At 62.3% G+C, this 15,788-nt stretch carries 12 protein-coding genes and 1 pseudogene; 5 read left to right on the top strand and 8 right to left on the bottom strand.

Annotation, left to right across the window (positions count from 1 at the left end):
* Nucleotides 1–450 precede the first annotated feature (450 nt).
* From RGU41_RS14800 to RGU41_RS14780, 5 genes are all read right to left on the bottom strand, one after another.
* The gene (locus RGU41_RS14800) at nucleotides 451–2,889 is read right to left on the bottom strand and encodes a TIM-barrel domain-containing protein (protein WP_322136722.1); all 2,439 of its coding nucleotides are present in this window, start codon (nucleotides 2,887–2,889) and stop codon (nucleotides 451–453) included.
* Nucleotides 2,886–3,746, bottom strand: coding sequence for a hypothetical protein (locus RGU41_RS14795; protein ID WP_322136721.1), 861 nt, complete (start codon nucleotides 3,744–3,746; stop codon nucleotides 2,886–2,888). Before RGU41_RS14795 ends, RGU41_RS14800 begins: the two co-directional genes overlap by 4 nt.
* Nucleotides 3,635–5,341 carry a glycoside hydrolase family 2 protein gene (locus RGU41_RS14790; RefSeq protein ID WP_416173188.1) on the bottom strand — a complete coding sequence of 569 codons (1,707 nt, stop codon included), beginning with the start codon at nucleotides 5,339–5,341 and terminating at the stop codon, nucleotides 3,635–3,637. The genes RGU41_RS14795 and RGU41_RS14790 overlap by 112 nt, the downstream gene beginning before the upstream one ends.
* Nucleotides 5,342–5,418: 77 nt before the next feature.
* Complete coding sequence (locus tag RGU41_RS14785; protein ID WP_322136719.1) at nucleotides 5,419–6,534, bottom strand: LacI family DNA-binding transcriptional regulator; 1,116 nt, start codon at nucleotides 6,532–6,534, stop codon at nucleotides 5,419–5,421.
* A gap of 28 nt (nucleotides 6,535–6,562) precedes the next feature.
* On the bottom strand, nucleotides 6,563–6,766 hold the full coding sequence (locus tag RGU41_RS14780; protein ID WP_322136718.1) for a hypothetical protein: 204 nt from the start codon (nucleotides 6,764–6,766) through the stop codon (nucleotides 6,563–6,565).
* 250 nt (nucleotides 6,767–7,016) lie between these two features.
* Here RGU41_RS14780 and RGU41_RS14775 point away from each other — a divergent pair, with 250 nt between their 5' ends.
* The 3 genes from RGU41_RS14775 (at nucleotide 7,017) to RGU41_RS14765 (ending at nucleotide 10,228) form a co-directional block, all read left to right on the top strand.
* Nucleotides 7,017–8,315 (top strand): ABC transporter substrate-binding protein, encoded by a 1,299-nt coding sequence (locus RGU41_RS14775; RefSeq protein WP_322136717.1) that lies wholly within the window; start codon nucleotides 7,017–7,019, stop codon nucleotides 8,313–8,315.
* Nucleotides 8,316–8,525: 210 nt separating this feature from the next.
* Nucleotides 8,526–9,338: a sugar ABC transporter permease gene (locus RGU41_RS14770; RefSeq protein ID WP_322136716.1), complete on the top strand. Its 813-nt coding sequence runs from the start codon at nucleotides 8,526–8,528 to the stop codon at nucleotides 9,336–9,338.
* Nucleotides 9,335–10,228 carry a carbohydrate ABC transporter permease gene (locus RGU41_RS14765; protein ID WP_322136715.1) on the top strand — a complete coding sequence of 298 codons (894 nt, stop codon included), beginning with the start codon at nucleotides 9,335–9,337 and terminating at the stop codon, nucleotides 10,226–10,228. Before RGU41_RS14770 ends, RGU41_RS14765 begins: the two co-directional genes overlap by 4 nt.
* Nucleotides 10,229–10,362: 134 nt before the next feature.
* Here RGU41_RS14765 and RGU41_RS14760 read toward each other — a convergent pair whose 3' ends face one another.
* Together RGU41_RS14760 and RGU41_RS14755 are read right to left on the bottom strand one after the other, a co-directional pair.
* Complete coding sequence (locus RGU41_RS14760; RefSeq protein ID WP_322136714.1) at nucleotides 10,363–10,923, bottom strand: cysteine hydrolase family protein; 561 nt, start codon at nucleotides 10,921–10,923, stop codon at nucleotides 10,363–10,365.
* A gap of 452 nt (nucleotides 10,924–11,375) precedes the next feature.
* A pseudogene (locus tag RGU41_RS14755) lies at nucleotides 11,376–12,365 on the bottom strand (IS110 family transposase); the annotation flags it as partial.
* Nucleotides 12,366–12,506: 141 nt separating this feature from the next.
* On the opposite strand from RGU41_RS14755, the gene istA reads away from it, so the two are divergent.
* Together istA and istB are read left to right on the top strand one after the other, a co-directional pair.
* Entirely contained in the window at nucleotides 12,507–14,180 is a 1,674-nt protein-coding gene (gene istA, locus RGU41_RS14750; RefSeq protein ID WP_322136713.1) for an IS21 family transposase, read from the top strand.
* Entirely contained in the window at nucleotides 14,177–14,995 is an 819-nt protein-coding gene (gene istB / locus RGU41_RS14745) for an IS21-like element helper ATPase IstB (RefSeq protein WP_322136712.1), read from the top strand. Before istA ends, istB begins: the two co-directional genes overlap by 4 nt.
* Before the next feature lie 96 nt (nucleotides 14,996–15,091).
* Here istB and RGU41_RS14740 read toward each other — a convergent pair whose 3' ends face one another.
* Entirely contained in the window at nucleotides 15,092–15,511 is a 420-nt protein-coding gene (locus RGU41_RS14740) for a YkvA family protein (protein ID WP_322136711.1), read from the bottom strand.
* Nucleotides 15,512–15,788 lie beyond the last annotated feature (277 nt).

Genomic DNA, 15,788 nt, shown 5'->3' with positions numbered 1-15,788 from the left:
AGGTTCTTGGAGAAAACCGGCTTCGCCGGGGTACCGCCACACCCCGGCGTCCGGCCACGGCGTCCGGCCTCGGCGGGTGATCAGGTTAAGCCTAGCGCCCGCGTTTGGAACGGAGTCCCGCGCCCGGTTAGATCACGGCGAGTCGATCCATCACGGTGGTGCCGGCATTGACAAAGAGGACCACGTCGCGGACCGAGGTGACTTGGCTCACGTCGCGGCCCGGGGTGGACCTCCTTGGAGCCGCCTCGTTGCGGCTACCTCCTATTTGAGGCCACCGAATCCTACATGTCAAGGTGGACACTTGTTTTGTCTCATAGAACATTGTGAGAGTTTTTTACGGTCTTTCATGGGCTTTCTACAAAATGACAGCGTAGTCATTGATTGCGGTTTGGCTTACATTGTTGTCATACTGAAGGCACGCGCGCCCGCGGGGGCGCGCGTGCCGGTCTTTCAGCGCAGGATCGTGCGTAGCTCCTGGCCGACATAGGCGATCTGGAGGGCGATGTCCGTCGATGTTGGCGCGTTGTTGGTCGGTTCGCCGATGAAGATGGGGATGATCGCGCGGGTGGCGGGCATGCCGGGGAAGCTGCCGGTTCTGGCGTCGACGATGAGCGTCCGCTCCAATTCCGACCATCGCAGAGTCATGGTGCTGAACTCGCCGTTCTCGTAGCCGTAGCCATCACCGGCATCCTCGTAGAGATCGAAGGTTACGTCGGCGCCGGGGTAGATCCGCACCTCCAGGGGGCCGAAGACATTCTCGCCGGTGTGCTGGACCGCGGGTCCAAGGGGCAGTAGGCTGCCGGCCCGCACGAAGACGGGGATCGTCTCCAGTGACGCGGCGACTTCGATGGTCTGGCCGCCCTCGAAGCGCTCGGAGGTCCAGAAGTCGTACCAGTTGCAGCCGGACGGGAGATAGACCGACCGGGTGGTGGGGCGTCCCTGTACGGGCTCCGAATCAGGGCCGAAATACATCGGCTCAGTGATGGGGCAGATCAGGAGCGACGGGCCGAGCATGAACTCATCGTCGACGTCGTACACCCGCGGGTCGTGGCGGAAGTCGAAGACGAGCGAACGCATCGGGGTGTAGTCGCGCTGGGTTGTCCAGCCGCTGAGCGAGTACAGGTAGGGGAGTAGTCGATAGCGCAAGCGGATGAAGGCGCAGATGGTGTCGTAGCTGGCGTCTCCCACGTCACCGAACCGCCACGGTTCGCGGGGCGTGTCCCGGCCGTGGGAGCGGAAGATGGGCAGGAAGGTGCCCATCTGCAGCCACCGGACGTAGAGTTCCCGGTAGCCTAGGTCGGCGCTGCCCTCCGCGAAGTCACCCTCCCAGAACCACAGCGGGCCCGGGGTGACGAAGTAAGCGCCGATATCGAATGTCCAGTATGGGGTGCCTGTGACGCACAGGTTGAGCCCGGCGGAGATCTGCCGTCGCAAGGCTAACCAAGTCGCCGAGGTGTCGCCGGACCAGGTGACCGCGCTGTAGCGTTGCTGGCCGACGAAGCCCGAGCGTGTGAGCAAGAACACACGTTTGTCGTTGCCGGCGGCTCGCTGGCCCTCGTAGAGTCCTTCGGAGTGCAGGAGTGAATAGGCGTTGATGTGCTCCGGGTCGAGGTACTTCTTCAGCTCGCCGGCATTGATGAGCAGGCGCTGCCAGGGCTCCGGTTTAACGATCCCCTTCCAGTCGCCCTCGAACGGTTCGGTGCAGTCTGCCCAGAACGCGTCGACGCCGTGGCTGAAGTAGCCCTCGTTCACCTGCTTCCAATACCGGGCCCTGGCATCCGCGTCGAACGCATCGTAGGTGGAGCCGTCGCCGAGGAGCTCCCCGTGGGCACGGAACTCGGCCTGGTTGGGTCCGTCGTTTTGCATGTTCGGCCAGATGGAGACCATCAGCTTCGCGCCGAGATCGTGCAGCTCTTCGATCAGCCGTGTCGGGTCGGGGTACCGGTCAGGGTCCAGCGACTTCTGTCCCCAGAGTCCCTCCGGCCAGTGCTTCCAGTCCTGCACGATGCAGTCGAGGGGGATATCCCGCCGCCGGTACTCGCGGACGATGTCGAGGAGCTCGTCGGCGTTCTCGTACCGGTCCTTGGACTGGATGTAGCCAAGGGACCAGCGAGGAAGCATCGGAGCCCCTCCGGTCAGGGTGCGGATGTGGTGGACGATGTCATCCAGTTCGGGGCCTGCAATGACGTAAAAGTCCATCTCGTCATCGACTTCAGTCCAGAAGTAGCTCCCGGCCTGGTCATCGTGGAAAGAGGCGAGAGCCTGGCTGTCCCACATGATGGCGTAGCCCCGCGTCGAGACGAGCACGGGCGCCACGATCTTCATGTTCTGCTGGTACAGGTCCTCGTGGTGACCGCGATAGTTGAAGACGCCCTCGTCATGCTGGCCGAGCCCGTAGAGGGCCTCGCCGTCGCTGAACTCAAGTCGGAGCTTCGTCGAGTACGCCTGGCGGTCGACCAGTTGCTTCGTCTGGCCCACGACGGACTTCTCGCCGTCGGCGCCGAGTGCGGTGGTGATCACGGTGTCTTCGGAGAAGACGGAACGCAGGACGTCGATCTCCTCAAGCACTTTCGTGTCCGCGCGATCGTGCGGCTCACGGAACAGGAGTCGCCCGGTCTCGTCGGTCCAGGTGAACGCGCCGAACTGTTTGTCGATGACGAGCCGCAGCCGGGGAATGGAGAGCACCAGCTGATCGGCGGAATCGGCGACGTCCGGAGCCGATCGCTCGTTACCGCCGACCACCATGAGGCTCTCATCGGAGCCGAAGACCGGTCGACCCGTGAAGACGACCCGCATTACTTGCTCACCGAGGCGCTGCACTTTCAGCCGCCCGGTTGATGTGACAATGACCACGCCATCCGCTTCACTGTGATGAGCCTGAATCTTCATACGGTCCCTTTCTGGGTGAGGGCGGCGGGGTGCCGGAGGTTGTTCGCGCTCTGGAGAACCGGTCGGGTGGTGAGATCATCGACGGGCAGTTCTTCGCCGCTGAGGACGAGGAATCGGTGACTCTCGCCGGGTAGCAGGGTCACGAGCATCTCGTCCACCGTGGCCATCGGGTCGAGGCGATCCGGATTTAGCACGATGTCCTTCACGAAATTGTTGGCGGTGACGGTGAGGGAATATCCGACGTCCTCACGCTCGACCGTGGTGCTGAACTCCGCCTGGGGCAGGCTCAACTCGACGTCTTCGACGAAGTAGGAGAATGCACGGGCGGAAGCATCCGCCTCGGCGACAATGAGCTCGTTCCGTGCGTCTGCAGGCACCGTCAGGGACTCGGAGAGGAGGATGGTCTGGTTGGTACGTGAAGCCACGTTGAACCGAAGGTGCTCGGCGGCGAGCTCTGTTCCGGTGAGGCTCAGGCGCCGGACGGCGACGGTACCCGTCCAAGCATGGGGACTGTCGTTGCTCACGATGAGGGCGAGGCCGGCGCCTCGGGGCTGGACTAGGAGCAGGCGGGGCGCGTTGAGTGCCCGCAGTGCGTACCACAGCGGCTTGCGTCTGCCAGCCTTGTCGACGGCCGCCCAGCTGATAGCGGGCCAGCAATCGTTGAGTTGCCAGACCAGCGAGCCGGAAGTGCGCGGGGAATGCGAACGGAAGTGCTTGACGCCGCAGGAGATTGCGCGGGCCTGGTTCAGCTGGGTCGCGAAGTGCCAGTCGTCGAAGGTCGTGGGTGCAGGCAGGTGCAGTGCATAGCCGCGGTCGAGCTTGCCATTGCCGTCGACCGCCTTCTGGTGGGCGGCCATGCCGGGGAATCCGGCAGCATAGGGTCGTCGTCAATGGCGCTCGTGAGGGTTGAGTAGTCGGCGGGACCTTGGAAACCAAATTCGGCGACGAAACGCGGCACCGAGTTGCGGTAGGTCAGGTAGTCCTCGCTGAACCAGACCTTCCAGCTGTGCACAGGGCCGTGGTTTGGATCGCGAGGATCGGCGTAATCGGCGGGGGAGAATGGAGTCGACGGGAGGTAGCCACGCCCGGGGTCGAGTTCGGCCAAAATACTCGGGAGTAGGTCGTCGTAGTAGCCGCGTCCCCAGGTCTCGCCCTCCTGCATCCGCTCCTTGAAACCCCAGTGGAAGTAACCCTCGATGTTTTCGTTGCTGCCGTTCCAGAAGACAAGGGAGGGGTTTGGGGCAAGACGGGCGACATTCTCACGAGCCTCCGCTTCGACTTCGGCCCACATCTCCGGGGCCTCCGAGTAGATCGCGCAAGCAAACAGGAAGTCCTGCCACAACAGAATCCCCTCCCGGTTGCAGATGTCGTAAAGGTCGTTGCTCTCGTAGATACCGCCACCCCAGATGCGGAGCATGTTCATATTGGCCTCGACGGCGTCGCGAACCCCGCGTTCATAGTCGTCCCGGGTCACGCGGGGCAGGAAACAATCGTCAGGGATCCAGTTCGCGCCCTTGATGTAGACGAATTGCCCGTTGACGTGGAATTCGAAACCGGTGCCGAAGTCGTCGGGATTCATCCGCACCTCGACCGTGCGGAACCCGACATCGTGCGTCCAGGTGTCGAGTTCCTCGGCGTCCCGGGACACTCGCACGTCCAGGTGGTAGAGCGGTTGGTCGCCGTAGCCCCTCGGCCACCATAGTTCCGCATTATCAATCTTGAGGCTGAGGACGGAGGAGGACCGTTCAACTGTCCCGCTCGTGTGCACCGCGGTTCCGTCGGGGGCCGTGAGAATGGCCTCGAGGAGCAGCTCGGTATGCGCAGCAGATTCGAGGTCGGTACGTTCGAGCTCGACGTGGACTTCGACGAGACCGCCACCGTCGGAATCCACGCTGACTCGAGGAATGACCTGTGCCAGTCGGGCGACGGACCATTGGTGCAGGTAGAGGGGCCGCCAGATCCCTGAGGTCGTGAGTGTGGGCCCCCAGTCCCAGCCGAAGTTGCACGCCATCTTGCGCAGGGCGTTATAGGGCAGCGCATCGGCGACCAGCGGTTTGGCACCGATCCGTAGCTCCGATTCGCGCGCAGAGCGGAGGGGTGAAGCGAGATCGACCGTCAGTTCGTTGCTGCTCGCGCGGATCAATGAACGCACGTCGAAGCGATAGGACCGATGCTGGTTCTTGGTCTCTCCAACGAGCGCGCCGTTGAACGTTACGGTTGCAACCGTGTCCAGGCCCTCGGCAACGAGGTCGACGCGTTCGTGGCCCTCGTCGGTGAAGGCGAACGAGGTTTGGTAGCGTACGTCGGTTTCTCCGATCCACTTCACCGCGTTCTCGTTGGTGTTGAGATACGGGTCCGGGATCAAGCCCCGCGCTAGCAGGTCAGTGTGCACGGTCCCTGGAACGGTCGCCGGAATGTCCCGCGGAAGACCTTCGGGGACAGGGCCAGCCATCAGGTTCAGGGTCCAATTGTCGTTTAGCGGTGTGCGGTGCACAGTGTCTCTCCCTATTGCTCGTACAGGTAGTTCTCTTACAAGTGCGGAACGTGCGCGGCGGCCCGCGGCGGATACTCCCCCGACCCGCGCTGGACGACGTGTGTGGGGATATCGACCCGCACCGGGGGCCCGAGTCGATCCTGGAGCCGCTGCATCATGAGCCTCACGGCTTGGCGGCCAAGCTCGGCCGGGTCGTAGGTCACGACGCTGATGCCCCAGGCATCAGCGAGATCGAAGTCGTCGAAGCCGATGAACGCGAACTCTTGGAACCGTCGTCCTAGCTCCCGAATCACGCCAGCGCTCGCCCGGTTGTTCCCCGCGATGATGGCCGTTGGCGGGTCTGGCAGTGCGAGCAGTTCCCGCACCGATTCCTCTTCGCTTCGTCCCGTGACGGGTTCAAGGCGCTCCCAGTGGACGGAGTCGGAGACGCCGCCTTCTCTCATGGCCGAGCGAAAACCGCGCAGGCGTTCCTGGTGGGTGTAGAGCTCGGCGGGACTGCACACGAATCCGATCCGCCGGTGACCTGCCTGCAGCAGACTTCGCGTGGCATCCACTGTGCCCCGGAAGTTGTCTAGGACCACGGCATCGGCGATGAGGTTGCGGGCGGGACGGTCGATACAGACAACCGGCGTGCCGAGCTGGCGTTCGTTTTCGAGGTAGGCCTGATCATCGGCGATCGGCACCATCAGAAGCCCGCGAACTCGGTGCTTGAGCAGATTCTCGACAACCTTCCGCTCGCTCTGGGGGTCGTCGTGAGTGGCCGCCAAGATCATCATGAGCTCGTGCTGTGCAAGCTCCTCCTCGACACCCGCAGCGACCTTGACATAAAAGGGGTTCGCGAGATCGCCGATGACGAAGGCGACGGTATCCGTGACGCTTCCGTGACGCAAGCTTCTGGCCAGATGGTTGGGGCGGAATCGGAGTGTTTGCGCGGCGGAGAGGACCCGGTCCCTGGTCGCGACGGAGACACTGCCACTGTCCGTCACGACGCGTGAAACGGTCTTTGCGCTCACGCCGGCGAGGCGACCCACATCGGCGAGTGTCGCTCGCGACTGGGGGAGGGCGGCAAGATCCCGCAACACGGAGCCGGGATCGTGCCTCAGGGGTACCGACGGTGCACGCGCGACTGATGACGACTCCGGCTCGATCATGACGCAACCGTAGCACGGCGTCACTACTTCATGTCAGCGCTGACAAATTTTCCCGCGACAGGCCATAGAGCACTAATTCCGCGGGGTGTTTTTCATTGAAAAATGGCAGACGAATAGGCACTTGCGCGGTTGCGTAATCCGACAGTGCACTCCAAGCGCGCAAATTTAGCTCAATACTGAACACTGCAAATTGCTGATCAAGCGATAAATTTAAACCGACCTGGGTTGTCAAATCTATTGGAGGGTACCGGGATCGAGCGGTATGCGAGCGGCGGTTTAAACACGCTATAACGGTCCCGCCGCTGGCTCCGAAAATTACATTGACTCTTGTGTCAACGCTGATATGCTGTGCTCACTGATCGCGTCAGGCCGGGACTAATCCGTTCGCGCCGAGAGCGCGGTTGGTTGGATGAAGCTGACGACAGCGTTCACCGGTCACGCTCGTCCATTGACGCACCAACATTGGAGATCCAGAGATGGCAATGAAGCACATCACAGGCGTTGCGGGCGTAGTCGTAGCCGCGATGATGCTCGCCGGTTGTAGTTCCGGCGGCACCACGGCAACGGATTCCTCGGGCAATCCGACCGGCGATATCACGGTCCTGACGAATCGTACCGACCTTGTCGATACCGTGTTCGCAGACTACAAGGCCACATTCGAGAAGAAGTACCCCGACGTCAAAGTGACCTTCGAGGCCATCACTGACTACGAGAGCGAAGTGACCACCCGGCTTGGAACGAAGGACTATGGCGACGTCCTCGGTATCCCGGCGTCGGTCACCAAGGATCAGCTCGCGAACTTCTTCGAACCTCTCGGCAAGGTCACCGACATGGCGAAGGACTATCGCTTTATCGCCGAGCAGGCGTTCGACGGGACTGTGTACGGTCTGCCCACCTTCGGTGGGGCCAACGGTTTCGTGTACAACAAGAAGACCTGGGCGGATGCCGGAGTCACGACCAACCCCAAGACTCCCGAAGAGTTCATCACCGACCTCAAGGCTATCCAGGCCAAGGGTGCAGCGATTCCGCTCTACACGAACTATAAAGACGGCTGGCCCCTCGGCCAGTGGCAGGGGTTCCGCGGCACGTCGGGCGATAAGGAAATCGTACAGACGATGGACAAGTCGGACGCACCCTGGTCCGCAGGGAGCGACCAGTACCTCATTGATTCCCTGCTCTTCAATGCGGTGAGTAACAAGCTCACCGAACCGGACCCGCTAACCACAAGCTGGGAAGGCTCGAAAGGTCTGCTGGCAACCGGAAAGGTTGGCACGATGGCACTCGGGTCCTGGGCCATCGTCCAGTTCCAGAAGGCCGCAAAGGATGCCGGAGCCGATCCTGCGGACATCGGCTACATGCCGTTCCCGCACCAGGTCGACGGTAAGTTCCACTCTGTCATCGCGGGGGACTTCAAGAACGCCATCAACATCAATTCCACGCACAAGGCCGCCGCGCGGGCCTGGATCGACTGGTTCACCAACGATTCCGGATTTGCCGCCAGCCAGGGTGCAATCACTCCGAAGGTCGGCAGCGAGAACCCGTCAACACTGGCGGACTTCACGAAGGCTGATGTGCAATACCTCGAATTGACGCCGGCACCGACGGACCAAGCCACGGTCGATTCCGACATCTACAACGGCGCGAACATCGACCTCTTCGGTCAGGTCTATCGCCAGAAGCTCGTAGACATTGCCCGCGGGGCAGCGAAGGGCGACATGAACTCGTACTTCGACGAGCTCAACCAGCGGTGGGCGGCCGCCAAGGCCAAGGCCGGCAAGTAACACTCCCTCATCGCACGATCGCACCGCAGGGGGCAACACCTCCGGAAAGCAGACAACAATGTCTCAATTGACCGGCTTAGCCGGCACTACCGGGGGTGTTCCCCCTTAACGGCGACCATCCCGGCCGCGGGCGTCGGCAGGAATGCCCCTTGGCGCCAGCGACCGAAATGGGTCACACCGTGGCTTTTCCTGCTCGCACCACTCGGGCTGTTGATCACGTTCACCTACATCCCCGTCGTGAACATGATCTGGTACAGCTTCACCTCGTGGAATGGCATCTCAAAGGTCCAGCAGGTGGTCGGACTCGACAACTACGGTCAAATCTTCAGTGATCCGACCATCTTCAACGTCTTCTACGTCAGCCTGTTCTATGTCGGCGCTTCTATCCTGCAGATGGGCCTTGCCCTCTACTTCGCGACAATCCTCAGCTTCAAGACGCGATTCCGGAACTTCTTCAAAGGAGTGCTGTTCTTTCCCTACCTGATCAACGGAGTCGCAATCGGCCTCGTCTTCTTGTATTTCTTCCAGCCCGGCGGAACGCTCGACCTAATCCTGAAAAACTTCGGATTGGCGCAGCTGACCACCCAGTGGCTCGGCAACCCCGACGTCGCGAACTTCTCGCTCGCGGGGACATCCGTCTGGCGGTACACGGGACTGAACTTCGTTCTCTTCCTGGGAGCGATCCAGTCGATTCCCGCGCAACTGTATGAGGCGGCTGACCTCGACGGCGCCAACAAATGGCAGCAGTTCCGATTCATCATCATGCCGGGGATCAAGCGCATCATCAGCCTGTCATTCATCCTCGCCATTTCGGGAAGCCTCGCAGTCTTCGAGATCCCGTTCATCATGACGGGCGGTGCCAACGGCACCGCGACCTTCGTGATCACGACCATTCAGCAAGCCTTCACCTTCCGGCACGTCGGGCTTGCGTCGGCGATGGCAGTCATCCTGCTCCTGATTGTGCTGATAGTCACCTACGTCCAGCGCAAGCTGGTACCAGACGATGAGGTAAACATCTCATGACCGAACTGAAAACCACGCCAGTAGCGCAGAAGCACGGCGCTACTCCGGTGCTCCCCAACCACCGCCTTCGGGCGGCAGTCATGACGACACTGAAGTACCTCACCCTCGTCGTCGCTGCAATCGTCACCCTGCTGCCGCTAGGCGTCGTGTTCATGACCGCGTTCAAAACGAAGAACGAGTACCTAAACTCGGGGCCGGCCGACCTGCCCCAAAACTGGTTCAACTTCGCCAACTTCGCCACTGCGCTAGACAAGGGGCACATGCTCCAAGGCTTCGCGAACACGGGTTTCATCCTGGTGATCTCCGTGCTGGGAACCCTCGTCATCGGCACCATGACCGCGTATGCAATCGATAGGTTCGACTTCCGATTCAAGAAGGTCGTCCTGATGATGTTCCTGCTAGCGACGCTCGTTCCCGCAGTGACAACCCAGGTGGCAACGTTCCAGGTGGTCAATAACCTTGGACTTTTCAATACCTATTGGGCGGCGATCGCGCTCTTCCTCGGGACCGACATCATCTCCATCTACATTTTTGTTCAATTCATGCAATCCATTCCCCGCGAACTCGACGAAGCCGCGATGCTAGACGGCGCAAACCGTTTCGTAATCTACTGGCGGATCATCCTTCCGCTCCTCAAGCCCGCGATCGCCACTGTCGTCATCATTAAGGGCATCGCGATCTACAACGAGTTCTACATCCCGTTCCTCTACATGCCCTCGCAACAACTGGGTGTCATCTCAACCTCACTCTTCCGGTTCAAAGGGCCCTTCGGCGCCCAATGGGAAGTCATCTCCGCGGGCACAATGCTCGTCATCATCCCCACGGTCATCGTCTTCCTGGTGCTGCAACGATTCATCTACAACGGCTTCACGCAGGGCGCCACCAAGTAAAACGATCGGTGCGGCGGATAGCCCAGGTCGTTCAAGATATACGCTCGCAAGATCCGCCTGCTGGTTGCGCCTCGCGTGCGGTGGGCTGGCCTCGGAGTAGTGTCGCGTTGTCGACCCGGCCGGGCAGGATGCCGCTAGTGAGCCGAGATCGGAGCGAGGTGGAGGTCGGCGGCGGCGAGCACGTCGGCACCCGCGTCGCGGAGGGTGGCCATGAAGGCGGCCTGGACGGATGCCCCCGGAACCTCGGTGCCTTCGAACTCGAAGTCGGGTGCGGCGCAGGCGTCGTGCACGACCGTAACGACTAACCCGAGGTCGAGGGCGGCCCGGGCGGTCGCGTCGATGCACATGCTGCTCATCATGCCCATGATGACGAGGTGTTCGATGTCCTCGTCCCGGAGCAGCTGTTCGAGTCCGGTGCCGATGAAGGCGTTCGGGGAGCCTTTGGTCAAGTGGTGTTCGGTCGCCACCGGCGCCAGGAGTGGGTAGATCTCGGCCCCTGCGGTCCCGGGGACGAAGAACGTCGCATCCGGTTCGGTGGCGAGGTGCTGGAAGTGGATGATGGGGGTGCCGGTGGCACGGGCCGTGTCGAGGACGCCCCGGGCGATGACCGCGGCGGACTCACTCCCGGTGAGGGGATATGCACCCCCGGGGAAGTAGTCGTTCTGAATGTCAATGACCACAATTCCAGTGCTCACATTTGCTCCGCTTCGTTTTTTTGTGCCATCTTCCCACATGACTCTTATCGTCACGGGCAGGAACTGATCGACGAGAACCAGGTCGACGCGCCGGCGTCGGCCTGTCGTTTTGTACACCCGTCTGCACGAACACGCTCGATCCGGACCTGCGAAGGGATCTTGACTGGGGGAGGGTTCGCCACACCCCACGCGCCCGAGAGTCCCGCAGTGCTCGCTGCGCGCACAACCGACCATCAGGCCGGGATCGCTGTGCTCCGCGGCCCAGGTCACCCACTGGGAAGTCATCTGGGCAGATTAGGCCACCACAACCGGTTGCGTCCCGTGGAGGGGTGTAGTTCCCGGTTCTTGGGGCGTTGGATTAACAACGTCGGAAACCATCGCGCGATGGTCAGTGAGAACCGTTCAAAGTTCCTCACAGAAAGACACATCACACGACCCTTCTATGGTTGAAGTCAAGCAGTAAGGGTCGCCAGTGAGCGATAGATGCTGCGGGCGATGAATCGTTTGAGGCAGCGGTGGATCTCTCGCCGGGTCTTGCCTTCGGCGGTTCTTCTGTCAACGTAGCTTTTCGTCGTGGGGTCGGTGATCATGCGGCAGCGGGCAATGATGTGGAGCGCTCGGTTCAGTTGACGGTCGCCGTGGCGGTTGAGGCGATGCCGGGTCGTATTTCCCGATGATGCCGGAATTGGGCTAACGCCCGCCAACGCCGCGAAGGCGGCTTCCGAGCGCACTCTGCCTTGGTGGGAATAAGCGGTCAGGATGATAGCGGCCGTGAACGGTCCGACACCGGGGATGTCCTGGATGCCTGGAGCGAGTTCGTCGACGTGCTTTGACAGGGCCGCGTGATTCGTTTCCAACTCGCGAGTGCGCTGGTGGATCGCGGAGGCGAGCCTGCGGGCTTCAGATCGGGCGACGGCAGCGGCAGTGTCATCGCTGGAGCGATCGCGCCATGCGGCGATGATGTCGACTTGAGTGTTGGTCAGGGGTGCGCGGACGTCGAGGCCCAGGTTGATTATCCGCAGGAGCGCGTTGCGGTCGTTGCGGTCGCTGGTGCGTTGGGAATCGATACTGTGTCTCGCGACGAGCAGAACTCGAAGGGCGCTGCGAAGCCCGTCGGCGCGCGGCAGAATCAGCGCGGTCGCATCGGTGCCAAGCGCGGTGCGGGCGGCAGCCACGGCATCGATTTGGTCGGTTTTGCCGTGACCATCCCGGGCCTGCCGTTTGGGTGGTTTGACCTCGCAGACGCGGATCCCCGCGGTGGTGAGAGCGCGAGTCACGGTGGCTCCGTAGGAGCCGGTGCCCTCGACAGCGGCAAGCTGCTGCCCATCCGAGCGTCGCTCAATCCATGCGATCGCGCGGGCGGTGCCAGCGTCGGTGGTGGGAAATGAAGCGGTGTCAATGACTGCGCCAGTAGCGGCAGTAACGACTGCGTAGGTGTGACTATGGCAGCGTTACTGGGACCCACCAGGGCAATCTAAGCCGGACCCACTTCGGGCGAAGCGGGGTGTCGCGGGCAACCTAACCGGGACCCACCTCCACCGTTGTTGCAACGTGTTTTCTGGTTGCTCAGGGTGGAGGTTCGGATGGAGTCTCGGGTGGAAATTTTCGCGCAGATCCGGCGTGACGCACGGGTGGAGGGCGTCTCGATCCGGGAGTTGGCCCGACGTTATGGCGTCGGGCGGCCAACGGTGCGGCAAGCCCTGCTGCAGGCGGAGCCGCTGCCACGGAAACCGCGGGTCCGGTCCGCACCGCGGCTGGACGCGTTCAAGAGAGTGATCGACGAGATGCTCCGCCTGGACACGGAGGCACCGAGGAAGCAGAAGCACACGGCACGGCGTGTCTTCGCCCGCCTCGCGGACGAGCATGGTGCGACGGATCTGTCGTATTCGACGGTCCGGAACTATGTCCGCCGGCGCCGCCCTGAGATCGATGCGGCCGCGGGCCGGCTGCAGGAGGTGTTCGTCCCGCAGGAGCACGCGCCAGGGGCCGAGGCGGAGGTTGATTTCGGGGAGGTCTGGGTGATCTTGGCCGGAGTGAAGACGAAGTGCCACATGTTCACCTTCCGCCTATCCCACTCGGGGAAAGCGATTCACCGGGTCTATCCAACGCAGGCGCAGGAGGCGTTCCTCGAGGGGCACATTGATGCGTTCGAGGACATCGGCGGGATCCCGACCCGGCACATTCGTTACGACAACTTGACGGACGCGGTCGTGAAAGTCATTTACGGCACGGGCCGGCAGCGCACCGAGAACGACCGCTGGGTGCTGTTTCGGTCGCACTACGGTTTCGACGCGTTCTATTGCCACCCCGGAATCGAAGGCGCCCATGAGAAAGGAGGCGTCGAAGGTGAAGTCGGCCGGTTCCGGCGCACACACCTGTCCCCGATGCCGGTCGTGGATTGTCTTGAACAGTTGAATGAGCGGATCCGTGGCTGGGATCTCGACGACGAGAACCGGCGCATCAGCGACCGAATCCGCACTGTCGCTCAGGACTTCGCTCTCGAACGACCGCTGCTCGCTCCGGTGACCGCGGATCGGTTCGAGCCTGGTTTGTCGTTGACTCCGCGGGTGAACCGGTCGAGCCTGATCCGGGTGCGGATGGCGAGTTACTCGGTGCCGGCCCGGTTCATCGGACGGCCCGTCCGTGTCGCGCTGCGGGCATCGGAGGTGATCGTCTTCGACGGCCGCACGGAGATCGCACGGCACCCGCGGGTGGTGGCTCTGCATGGTCAGAGCGTGAACCTTGACCACTATCTCGAAGTTCTCCAGCGCAAGCCCGGCGCCCTTCCCGGGTCGACAGCGCTGGCTCACGCCCGGGCGTCGGGCGCATTCACCTCGGCGCATGAAGCATTCTGGGCTGCCGCCCGGAAAACAGACGGTGACGCGGGAGGCACCAAGGCCCTGATCGATGTTCTCCTGCTGCACCGGACAATGGCAACGAACGACGTCGTCGGCGGGATCATGGCCGCGCTCACGGTCGGGGCTGTCACTGCGGACGTTGTCGCGGTCGAGGCCCGTCGCCACGAAGCCTTGGCTGGAACAGGTCGTCCTCCGGTCGAGGAAGTTCGAGGCCCTGAGCGGCGGGTCGTCAGTCTGACCCAGCGCCGCCTCGCGGACCCGGCCGCGGTGATCGCTGGCCTTCCCGCTGACACCAGGCCGTTGCCGAGCGTTTTCGCCTACGACCAGTTGCTGCGCTTACCCGATCGCACGACCCCACCCACAGCCGTCCCGGCTGGACAGAAAGGAACAGGCTCATGACCTCGGCTACCACCAGCATCACTACCACCCTCCGACGCCGCCGAGGGTTGACTGAAGAAGCCGCGAACGCTGCCATCGACGGCGCCTGCCGAAAGCTTCGACTGCCGACGATTCGCGCCGTCGTCGACGAGGCCACGACCGCAGCCGAGAAAGAACAGCTCTCCTATCAAGGGTTCCTCGCGGAACTGCTGCTGGCCGAATGTGATGACCGCGACCGACGCTCCTCTGTCCGCCGCGTGAAGGCCGCCGGGTTCCCCAGAGACAAGTGGTTGGGCGACTTCGATTTCGACGCCAACCCGAACATCAACCCCGCGACGATCAACACCCTCGCCACCGGAGAATGGGTGCGGAAAGGCCAACCTCTTTGCCTAATCGGGGACTCCGGGACCGGAAAATCACACCTGCTGATCGGCCTCGGAACCGCGGCGGCAGAGAAAGGGTTCCGAGTGAAATACACCCTCGCGACCCGGCTCGTGAACGAACTGGTCGAGGCCGCAGACGAGAAGAACCTCGCCCGCACCATCGCCCGCTATGGCCGCGTCGACCTCCTCATGATCGACGAACTCGGCTACATGGAACTCGACCGGCGAGGCGCCGAGCTGCTCTTCCAAGTCCTCACCGAAAGGGAAGAGAACAACTCGATCGCGATCGCGTCGAACGAGTCATTCTCCGGCTGGACGAAGACCTTCACCGACCCCCGCCTTTGCGCGGCGATCGTGGACCGCCTCACCTTCGGCGGGACGATCATCGAAACTGGCACCGACTCCTACCGCCTCGCCCACATGCAAAGACAGCAAGAGCAGATGCCCGTCTGAAGGCGTTGGCCAACAGAAGCAGTCGTCGTGTTCGACGGCTGCTCACCGGAGAGGGCTGACCAGAACGAGCCCGACCGGGCGGTGTTCCACCTGAAGTCAGGACGAGGGCAACCCGGCCAGACGCAGAACAGCAGCCAGACCAGCCGGGGTCCCCGGCCAGTGCTTCGTGATGGAATCGCTGCCCGCGCGCCTGGTCGCGAAGCGAAGAGCGATCGCTACGACCAACGCGTCGTCGGCATATCCCAACACCGGGATGAAATCCGGGATGAGGTCGATAGGCGAGATCAGATACACCAACAGCACGCCCAACCAGATCCGGACCCCGATCGGCACGGACCTGTCTGAAGCGAGACGCTTCAGCAGGCGCACGACGTCCGGGGCGAGACGAAGAAGATCCAGCAGCGACGCACGACCCGAGTGTTTGCGTTGCTCGAACCACAGCACAAGGACAAGCACCAGCCAGAACAGGACCAGCCCGACGACGACGCCGACAACAACCTGCCACCACTCCGACACGACTACGAATCCTCAGGGACTGCGCCGGCGTTCGGATTGGTGGAAATCCTCATGACACTATTCTCCCAGAGGATGACCGCAACAGGTGGAGGTGGGTCCCGGTTAGGTTGCCCGTGACACCCCGCTTCGCCCGAAGTGGGTCCGGCTTAGATTGCCCTGGTGGGTTCGACTTGGGTTGACATAGCCATAGGTGTGCGTTTTGGCGTGGGTATCCACGCCGATGACGTATTTGTATGTGTCAGCTACGGTGCTCACGAAGTGTCTTCTTCCGGTAAAT

The organism is Cryobacterium sp. 10C3 (assembly GCF_034314285.1).
In the GTDB taxonomy this organism is placed as follows: domain Bacteria; phylum Actinomycetota; class Actinomycetes; order Actinomycetales; family Microbacteriaceae; genus Cryobacterium; species Cryobacterium glucosi.
This window is presented reverse-complemented; position numbering and strand designations above follow the sequence as displayed.